We start from the raw sequence: 8,465 nt of genomic DNA, 5'->3' as shown, positions 1-8,465 counted from the left end.
TAGAATGGTCGCTTCGGGCCTTCGGGCGTTCGTGACCTGCGTCGACCCTCGGGCGCTCGATCCTTCGTTCGCCGGCAGGATTTTCGACCGGGATTTTTTGAACGATCTGCCCGAGCAAGTGGACCCGTGCGGGGAGAACGGCGAGTTTCACACCTTCGCCTACGCGGGCCCGATGTTCTCCGAGCCCCTCGTTGTCGTTCCCGGAGAAATCGTCGAGCGTGACGGATTCGTGTTCGCCGACTTGCTGACGACCTGAGCCCTGCGCCGGGCTCGCGCTACGGCAGCCGGGCGGTGATGTTCCGCTTCGGCACCTGTCCGACGGGGATACGTGCCACTTCTTTGAGCGTCTCGATATCGACGGCGGAGACCGAGTTCGACCCCGCGTTCGCGACGTAGACCGTCTTGCTATCGGGCGTGAACGTGAGCCAATCCGGGTGGTGTCCCACCGACACACCTCCGAGAAGCTCGAGCCCGGGAAGCGCGTAGGCGTAGACCGTGTGATTGACTTTGCTGCAAACCCACAGGGTCTTTCCGTTCGGCGCCACACCGATTCCGTGAGACGGAGACCCCTGGAGCGTGTCCCAGTTCTGCTCCTCTCGAGGCAGCTCGGGAAGCTCGATGCGGGCCACCTCGTGGCGCTCTTTGAAATCGACCACGTAGAAGCCGTGGAAGTCCGAGATCTGCACGAACAGGCGCTTCGTCGTCCCGTCCTCGTTGGTCTCGAATCCGATCGGCCGCACTCCGCCATCGAAGTACAGCGTCCAGAGACGCTCTTCGGACTCCTGATCGATGACGGTCAGGCTCCGGCCCGCGATCGAGCCCGCGACGACGTGTCTTCCATCGGGGGTGATGAAGGTATTGTGGACTCGCCCAGGTATCGGAATGGTCTTGACATTTTCCAGCGACGGCGTATCGATCACGTCCACCCCGCCGGGGTCCTCGGTGATCGCGACGTAGACTCTTCGGCCATCTCGGCTGATGGCCACGTTGTTGGGGCGTCCGCTGAGGGAGATCTGCTTCGTGACCGACAGGGTCTTGCCGTCCACGACATCGAGCGTCTGTTCGGCTTCGTTGGTGAAGTAAAGAAGGCCTCCGTCGGGTGCTGCGGCGGCACCGTGGTTCACCTCGATGCCCGTGATCTCCCCGACGACCCGATGGGTCGCCGGATCGATGAGATGGATGTTGTCCCCGGCCGAGTTGGTCTGAACGATGACGACCTTGTCGCTGCTCGCGGCGAGGAAAGGCGGAAAGAATAGGATGAGCGCCCAACGCATGGCTCCGAGCCTCCGGGACGAACTGTACAACGTGGGGCGGACTTGACGCCAACCCCGCAACCTGTGATACGCATCTTTCTGCATGCTCCTCGGCGCCTCGCTCCTGACCTCGCTCTTCGTGCTGCAGGGCCCGTCGCTCGATTTCGATTTCTTCCGCGACCGGATCGAGCCCCTCTTCATGAAGAAGCGTCCCGGACACGCCCGCTGCGTGGCGTGCCACCAGCACCGCGCTCAATTTCCCCTGCTGCCGCTGTTGGCCGAGAGCGACGCCTCGAGCCTCGAGGCATCCCGGCACAATTTCGAATCGGCAAAGCGGCTGGTTGTTCAAGGTGAGCCGCTCCGGAGCCGGCTCCTGACGATGCCGCTCGCCGAGGAGTCGGGCGGCAATTCGTTTCACCCCGGCGGCAAATTCTGGGAATCGCCGAGCGATCCTGAATGGCAAACGCTCGCAGAGTGGATAGGAAGCGAGGCACCAACGGATGAACGCCCGTCTCTCGACTTCGGGCTCTACCGAGCATCGATCGAGCCCATCTTTCTCCAGAAGCGCCCCGGCCACGCGCGCTGTGTCGCGTGCCACCAGCACCGCGCTCAATTTCCCTTACAGCCGCTCTCGCCGGGGAGCGCATCCTGGAACGAACAGGAGTCGCGGCGCAATTTCGAGTCGGCGAAGCGGCTGGTCGTTCCCGGTGATCCGCTTCGGAGTCGGCTGCTCTTGATGCCGCTCGCGGAAGAAGCCGGGGGCGAGCCCTTTCACCCCGGCGGGAAGTTCTGGGAGTCTCAGGAAGACCCGGATTGGCAGATACTGGCCCGCTGGGTCCGCGGACGCCGATAGTTTTACCCCGCGAGTACGCCTTCGAGACTGGCCTGGCTGCGCCGAAACGCATCGACGGCGCTCCAGGCAACGAAAGCCCAACCCCCCAGCGCGAGTGCCGCCAGCCCCATGGGAATCGATGGCTCGAGCACCGGACGGCCCGAGAAGCTCTGCCACGCGATTCCTGCGCCAACGACGAACCACAAGAGTCCCGCCGCGTGAACGGCGCGCTTCGCTCTCGACTCTTCCACCTTCGCCCACACCATCCCGAGCGCTACCAGAGGAACCGCTTGCAGCCCATGAAACCCCGTGGCATGGAGAGGGAGAAGATTCCCCTCGTCGCCGAAGCGGGGAGCACCTACGACGGACATGACGATTCCCACGAGGAAGGCTGCAATCGCGGCGACGCTTCCGTAGCGGAGCGCAAGCACGAGCGGGTCGGGCGAGCGAAAGAAGAAACGGAGCGTCAATGCGAGAAAGCAGATGAAGATGCCTACCGCCGAGAGAAAGAAAAGGCCGCCGATGGCCTGGTCCAACGGTGTCGACACGCGACTGAAGCGTGGATCGAAGCCCCGGAAAATCTGAATGGTCTCGACGCTGTAGCCGTACAGCGTGAGCCCGATGATCGTCCACCGCCATATCGACCACCCGCGTCGGGAAAACCCGGCAACGCGGGTGATGAGGGCCAGGGTGAGGTGAAAGATTCCGACGGCGATATTGAAGCTCGCCGCCTTGTACAGGTTCCCCTCGGGCTCGACGATGACTCCGTGAAACAGCATGCCGGCGAAGCAGACGAGCCCGAGACCGAGTCCAAAAAGGCCGGTGACGAACAGCGGCCGCTCGTGGGCGTACAATCTCCAGATGGTGCTCACGACTGCCACGAGTGGAAATCCTAGCCGCATTAGCGGCGTTGCTTCAAGCTCCCATGGATGAATCGACGCTCGTCATTGTGCTTCTCGCCTTTGCCGTCTTCATGCTGCTCTGGGTCCTGCTGCGTCGTATAGGAAACGAGTCCTCCGTTCGCAAGGATGCCCTTCGAAGAAGCCAGGCGGCAGTCGCGGGAAGAGCCACCGAGCAGCTCGCCGCCTACCTTCGCGAGTTTCCGTTCGATCCCCGTGACGCGCGATTCCTCGGCTCGCCCATCGATTTCGTGGTCTTCGACGGACTGAGCGACGGTGATCTCGACGAGATCGTGTTCGTCGAGATCAAGACCGGCACCGAGGCCCGATTGTCGGCCCGCGAAAGACGCATCCGGAAAGCGGTAATGGAGGGACGCGTCCGTTTCGAAGAAATTCGCCTGCCGGGCCCGGACCGCGACGATTGAGACTCACTCGTTGCGAAGGACGATCGCCGGATCGATGGACGATGCGCGGCGGGCGGGCAGGTAGGACGCAGCCACTCCGCTCAATCCCAAGACCACGATGGCACAGGCAAACGCGACCCCGTCGAGAGCGTCGACTCCGATGAGAAGATGCTCCACGAAACGCGTGAGCACGATCGACGCGGCGATGCCCGCGACCAGTCCCGCGAGCACGGGCCCCAACCCCTTCCGAAGCACGAACCCGCGTATGTGTCGAGCCCCCGCGCCGAGAGCGATTCGAACTCCCAGCTCGGCTCGGCGGCTCGCCAGCACGGAAGCGGTGATCCCGTAGGTGCCGGCGACGCTCAGAACCAGCGCGACGAGGCCCGCCAAGGTGAAGAGCAGACCGACGGAACGCTGACTCGCGAGAAGCACCTTGCGCTCCTCGGAAAGCAGGCGCGCGTCGAAGAGCGGCAGGTCGTCGTCGAGCGCACGGATCGCCTCGCGCACGGCAGGAAGAACGGCCAGGGGCGGTCCGTCGGAGTACACGTGTAGGTTCATGTACTGAAAGAAGCGCTGGGCGAGGGGGAAATAAATGTACGGCCGGGGCTCGTCCCAAAGGTTTCGATACTTCGCGTCTCGTACCACGCCCACGATCTCGTAATAGTCGTGCGGGATTCCGCTCCGCCGCCACACGCGGATCTTCTTACCCACGGCATCCTCGCCCGGCCAATAAGTTCGGGCCAACGTCTCGTTCACGAGCACCACTCCTGGCGTGTCGACGCCGTCCGTTTCGGTGAAGTCCCTCCCCGAAAGCAGCGGAATTCCCATCGTCTCGAGGAAGCCCGGAGTGACGATGTCGGCGTCGGCTTGAATCCAGTCCGGCTCCTCGACCGCGCCGTCTTCTTCGAGCACGAACATCGTGAGGATGGTCATACGGCCGAAAGGGATGTCGGCGGACCACGCGGCGGAACGCACTCGCGGAAGGGACGATATCCGTTCCAGGGCGCGTCGATAGAAGTCTTGCGCCCTCGGCTGGTCGTAGCGGAACTCCAGCGATTGCAGGTCCACCGAAACGAACAAGACGTCGTCGAGGCGATAACCCGGATCCACCGAATCAACCTCATGGATCGTTCGCACGAGAAGCCCCGCGCCGACGAGTAGCACGCAGGCGAGGGCAACTTGAACCGCCACGAGAGCACCTCGCAGTCGGGCGACTGGCGGCCCATCGGCGAGCGATGCCGATCGGCCCGGAAGCGAAGCGCGACGGACGAAGAGGATGGGCGCGAGGCTAGAGAGCGCGGCTGCCGCGGCGGTCAAACCGACCGCACCGGCAAACACCCGAAGGTCGATCGAGGGCTCGAGCTCTCCGACCGACATGGCCAGGATCTCGACCCGACCGAAGCCCCAAAGGGCCAAGCGCGCAACCAGGAGGCTCCCCGCGAGCGATAGTGCGTAGACCAGACCGCTTTCGACGAGGACGAGCCGAGCCAGACGCGAGCGCGCCGCTCCCAGCGCCCGGCGCATCCCGAGCTCCCCTCCTCGCGAAGAAAGATCGGCGAGCCTCAGGCCCGCGACGTTGGCGCTGGCAATCAGGAGCACGACGCCGGCGACACCAAGAAGAACACCCAGATAGGAGACCACTCGGGCCCTCTCGGAGAGTCGCGTTTCGCCGAAGGGAACGACTTCAGCGGTCGTACCCTGGTTGGTGTCTGGATGGGCTCGCTCGAGAGCGCCCGCGAGTGCCTTCATCGCCGCGTCGGCCTGGTCGAGGCTCGTGGCCTCTCGGAGACGCCCCACGACGTTGACGCCGGGCTGATCCCGCTTCTCGAAAAACTCGGTAACCCGGGGCCAGAGCGAATCGATCATGGATAAAGGTATCCAGAGGTCGATCTGCCGCGGGAGCGTGATGCCACGAAAGCCCTCGGGAGCGATGCCGACCACAGTCAGCTCCTGCCCGTTGACCCGGATCGTCTTGCCGAGAACGTTCTCGTCCTCACCGAACCGGCGGCGAAAGAGCCGCTGACTGATCACCACGACGGGACTCGGCGCCTCGTCTTCCTCGCGGGAGAATCCACGTCCTGGGCGAGGAATGACGCCGAGCACGTCGAAGTACGTGGCGGATACGAGCTCTCCCTGGAGGCGTTCGGTCTGCTGGTGCGTGCGCACGCTGAAGGTGAAGTCGGCGAAAGCAGCCAGATCGAGGAACACTTGCTGCGCGTCCCTCATGTCCCGGTAGTCCGGCGCCGAGACCGGGCGAACGCCTTCGGAGCTGCGGGAGCGGATCGCCATGAGATCGTGCGGCTCGGCGATGCGAAAGGGCCGAAACAAGAGCGCGTCGGCGACGCTGAAGACCGCCACGTTGGCGCCGATGCCGAGCGCGAGACTCACTACTGAGATGCAAGCGAGGCCGGGCCGCTTCCTCATCCAGCGATATCCCGACCGGAAATCCTGTAGGATGTCCGCCATCACGCGATCTTCTCGCCAGCCCATGTCGGACCGCAAGCGCTGGGAACGAAGGCACGGGGACTTCGATGCCCCCGCCGAGCCATCACCCTTCCTGCGGAAAGTGCTCCCCATGCTTCGCCGCGGCCGAGCCCTGGACGTGGCCTGCGGGTCGGGAGCCAATGCTCGGCTTCTCGCGGAGAATGACTTCGCCGTGGACGCCCTCGATTGGAGTGTCGCGGCACTATCTAAGCTGAGCCACCCGGCCGTCCGGAGGCTCGCGTGCGACGTCACCCGCTTTCCCTTGCCCCCTCACCGTTACGACGCCGTCGTCTGCGTCCGCTTTCTCGATCGATCTCTGTGGCCGGCCATGGTGAAGGCTCTGCGACCGGGTGGGGCCCTGGTCCTCGAGACGTTCACCCGGCGTTATCTCGAGCGACGGCCGGACTTCCGGGGTGCCTTCTGCCTCGAGGAGGGCGAGCTCGTCCGAGCATTCGCCTCGAGTCTGCGAATCGCGCTTTACGAGGAGCTCCCGTCGTCAACAACGGCGTGCCTTCTGGGATTCCGATGACGGTCTCGCCGCAGCGCTGAATCGGGCCTCCCCGACCGAGGGAGGTTTAGCCGAGGCTTTTTCGTCTTGTCTCAGAAGAGAGCTATACGAATGAATGGTGTGCTGCACCTAACGTGTCCCAATCGGATTATTTCGGTCCGGGATTCCGACACTGGCCTCGCCACTCGATCCAGGGATTATCTCGACTGGACGCGATAAGGAAACAACGAGCTGAATGGACTTCAAGCTCCGTGGGACGATCACCGACATCGAGGAGATCGCATCAGGTGGGTCTCTTCGTATCCTTGGCAAACTGCGGAAACTTTATGGCAAGGGTCGGTGGCGAAAACTCAAGGGGATCGCATTGGTGGAGCTGCCGGATGGCAGCGTGGGTCGCGCGGAGTTACACTGGTACGAGGCTCATGGTATTGGGCGTCGGGACACGAAGATCAAATACCTCCTGGATTGATATGGGCAACGAAAGCAACCGGTTTGCAATCTGTATCAAGAACGAGGGTTACCAGGCTTCACTGGAGCCACGGAAGATCTATCGCGTCGTCACGGATGCCGAGGCGGAGGGCAAAGGCATGCTCCGTGTCGTCGACGAATCAGGCGAAGATTATCTGTTCCCGGCGGAGTTCTTCGTCCCTATCGAGGTGCCCGCAGATGCGAGCATCGCTTTTGCTGAGCACTGAAGCGGGGCCGCGGTCGATGCGAAGGGTGTCTTCGGCCACGGCTCTTCAATGGGCGGTCATCAACGGACATCAGAACGACCGTGGACCTCTTGCTTGCTCGTGGTGCGAGCCTTTCAATCCGTGACGCCCGCTTCGATGCCACCCCTGCGGAATGGGCAAAGGAAGGAGGGCACCTGGAGCACGCCGATCGATTGAGCCCGACTTAGAAGACCGCCCGACGCCAAATCGTCTACCAGCCTTTCGCTTGCCATGGATTGCAGCGAACCAAATCCGGAGCCCGATTCTTGTTCGCCTGCCTTTCGTTGACGACCAAGTTGGATTAGATTACTATCTAATCGATGAACGACAAATCACCGGATTCCATCGAATCCGCCGTAATCCTGCTGAAGGCGCTCGCCGACGCGACCCGCCTCCGCATGGTGGGCCTGATGGTTGACCGTGGCCGCTCGGGCCAGGAGCTCGCAAGCATCCTCGGCGTCTCTCCGCCAACGATCTCGCACCACCTGCAGGTGCTCCGCAAGGCGGGGCTGCTCAAGGAGGAGCGCGACTCACCCTACACCTTCTACACCGTCGAGCTGTCGACGCTCCAGCGCGGCATCCGGCAGGTGACCGACAAGAAGCGCGTGCGACGTTTCGCCGAACGGGTTGGCTTGCCGGAAGACAAACGCCGGGTGCTAGGCAATTTCTTCCACGGCTCGCGCCTGCTGCAGATCCCGGCCCAGCGGCGCAAGCAGGAGATCGTGCTCGAGGAGATTTTGCGCCGGCTACCGCGTCGCAACGTCTACGAGGAGCGACAGCTCAGCCGTTGGCTCGAGGCGATTCACGAGGACTACGCCTCGCTGCGTCGCGGTTTCATCGACGGTCGCTACATGGAGCGCAGCCGGGGGCAGTACACCCTGACCGATCGCGGCCGCGCCGCCCTCGCCGAAGGTTAGTTGCCGATGGACGCCGCCCAGTTGAAAGAGTTTGCGGAGCGATACACCGCGGCTTGGTGCAGCCAGGATCCGGGGAGAGTCGCGGGGTTCTTTGCGGAGGGCGGCTCGCTGAAGATCAACGACGGCGAGCCTTCCGTGGGTCGGACCGCGATCGCCGAGGCCGCACGGAGCTTCATGACTACCTTCCCCGATATGGTCGTCACGACGGACGGGACGAGCCTTCAGGGGAATCAAGCTGTCTATCGGTGGACCCTGACCGGCACGAACACCGGTCCAGGAGGCACGGGAAACCCTGTGCGTATCAGCGGATATGAGGAATGGACCCTCGGCGCGGATGGGCTGATCCTGGAGTCCCAAGGGCGCTTCGATGAAGCCGATTATCGCCGGCAGTTGAACGCCGGCATCGAGGACAGGTGACCGTGTTGCAGGAACGGAGGTGACACCGTGTCGACCCA

11 protein-coding genes are annotated in these 8,465 nt (G+C 63.3%); 8 read left to right on the top strand and 3 right to left on the bottom strand.

Translation table 11 applies throughout. The annotated features are described in order from the left end of the window. Positions 1 to 256: ATP-binding protein (locus VEK15_29385; protein HXV64847.1), on the top strand; the 256-nt coding region annotated here is incomplete at its 5' end. A 19-nt stretch (positions 257 to 275) separates the two neighbouring features. Here the strand turns inward: VEK15_29385 and VEK15_29380 are convergent. Then, positions 276 to 1,274 carry a cytochrome D1 domain-containing protein gene (locus VEK15_29380; GenBank protein ID HXV64846.1) on the bottom strand — a complete coding sequence of 333 codons (999 nt, stop codon included), beginning with the start codon at positions 1,272 to 1,274 and terminating at the stop codon, positions 276 to 278. A gap of 82 nt (positions 1,275 to 1,356) precedes the next feature. Here VEK15_29380 and VEK15_29375 point away from each other — a divergent pair, with 82 nt between their 5' ends. Further along, positions 1,357 to 2,106, top strand: a complete 750-nt coding sequence (locus VEK15_29375; protein HXV64845.1) for a hypothetical protein — start codon at positions 1,357 to 1,359, stop codon at positions 2,104 to 2,106. Positions 2,107 to 2,108: 2 nt separating this feature from the next. On the opposite strand, the gene VEK15_29370 is transcribed toward VEK15_29375, so the two are convergent. Beyond that, complete coding sequence (locus VEK15_29370) at positions 2,109 to 2,966, bottom strand: hypothetical protein (protein HXV64844.1); 858 nt, start codon at positions 2,964 to 2,966, stop codon at positions 2,109 to 2,111. 44 nt (positions 2,967 to 3,010) lie between these two features. Between VEK15_29370 and VEK15_29365 the strand changes: the two genes are divergently transcribed. Further along, a complete protein-coding gene (locus VEK15_29365) occupies positions 3,011 to 3,409 on the top strand; it encodes a Holliday junction resolvase-like protein (protein ID HXV64843.1) in 399 nt (132 codons plus the stop codon). Positions 3,410 to 3,412: 3 nt separating this feature from the next. On the opposite strand, the gene VEK15_29360 is transcribed toward VEK15_29365, so the two are convergent. Beyond that, a complete protein-coding gene (locus VEK15_29360) occupies positions 3,413 to 5,854 on the bottom strand; it encodes an ABC transporter permease (GenBank protein HXV64842.1) in 2,442 nt (813 codons plus the stop codon). Positions 5,855 to 5,876: 22 nt separating this feature from the next. On the opposite strand from VEK15_29360, the gene VEK15_29355 reads away from it, so the two are divergent. The 5 genes from VEK15_29355 to VEK15_29335 all read left to right on the top strand — a co-directional run bounded on the left by VEK15_29355 (position 5,877) and on the right by VEK15_29335 (position 8,427). Next, positions 5,877 to 6,401 carry a class I SAM-dependent methyltransferase gene (locus tag VEK15_29355; protein ID HXV64841.1) on the top strand — a complete coding sequence of 175 codons (525 nt, stop codon included), beginning with the start codon at positions 5,877 to 5,879 and terminating at the stop codon, positions 6,399 to 6,401. A gap of 214 nt (positions 6,402 to 6,615) precedes the next feature. Further along, entirely contained in the window at positions 6,616 to 6,849 is a 234-nt protein-coding gene (locus VEK15_29350) for a hypothetical protein (protein ID HXV64840.1), read from the top strand. 1 nt (position 6,850) lies between these two features. Further along, positions 6,851 to 7,075, top strand: a complete 225-nt coding sequence (locus VEK15_29345; protein ID HXV64839.1) for a hypothetical protein — start codon at positions 6,851 to 6,853, stop codon at positions 7,073 to 7,075. Positions 7,076 to 7,413: 338 nt separating this feature from the next. Beyond that, positions 7,414 to 8,010: a metalloregulator ArsR/SmtB family transcription factor gene (locus VEK15_29340; GenBank protein ID HXV64838.1), complete on the top strand. Its 597-nt coding sequence runs from the start codon at positions 7,414 to 7,416 to the stop codon at positions 8,008 to 8,010. 6 nt (positions 8,011 to 8,016) lie between these two features. Further along, positions 8,017 to 8,427 (top strand): nuclear transport factor 2 family protein, encoded by a 411-nt coding sequence (locus VEK15_29335; GenBank protein HXV64837.1) that lies wholly within the window; start codon positions 8,017 to 8,019, stop codon positions 8,425 to 8,427. The last annotated feature ends 38 nt before the right edge of the window (positions 8,428 to 8,465 follow it).

The organism is Vicinamibacteria bacterium, assembly GCA_035620555.1.
In the GTDB taxonomy this organism is placed as follows: Bacteria; Acidobacteriota; Vicinamibacteria; order Marinacidobacterales; family SMYC01; genus DASPGQ01.
Note: the sequence above shows the minus strand (reverse complement) of the source record. Positions and strands in the feature narration are given on the sequence as shown.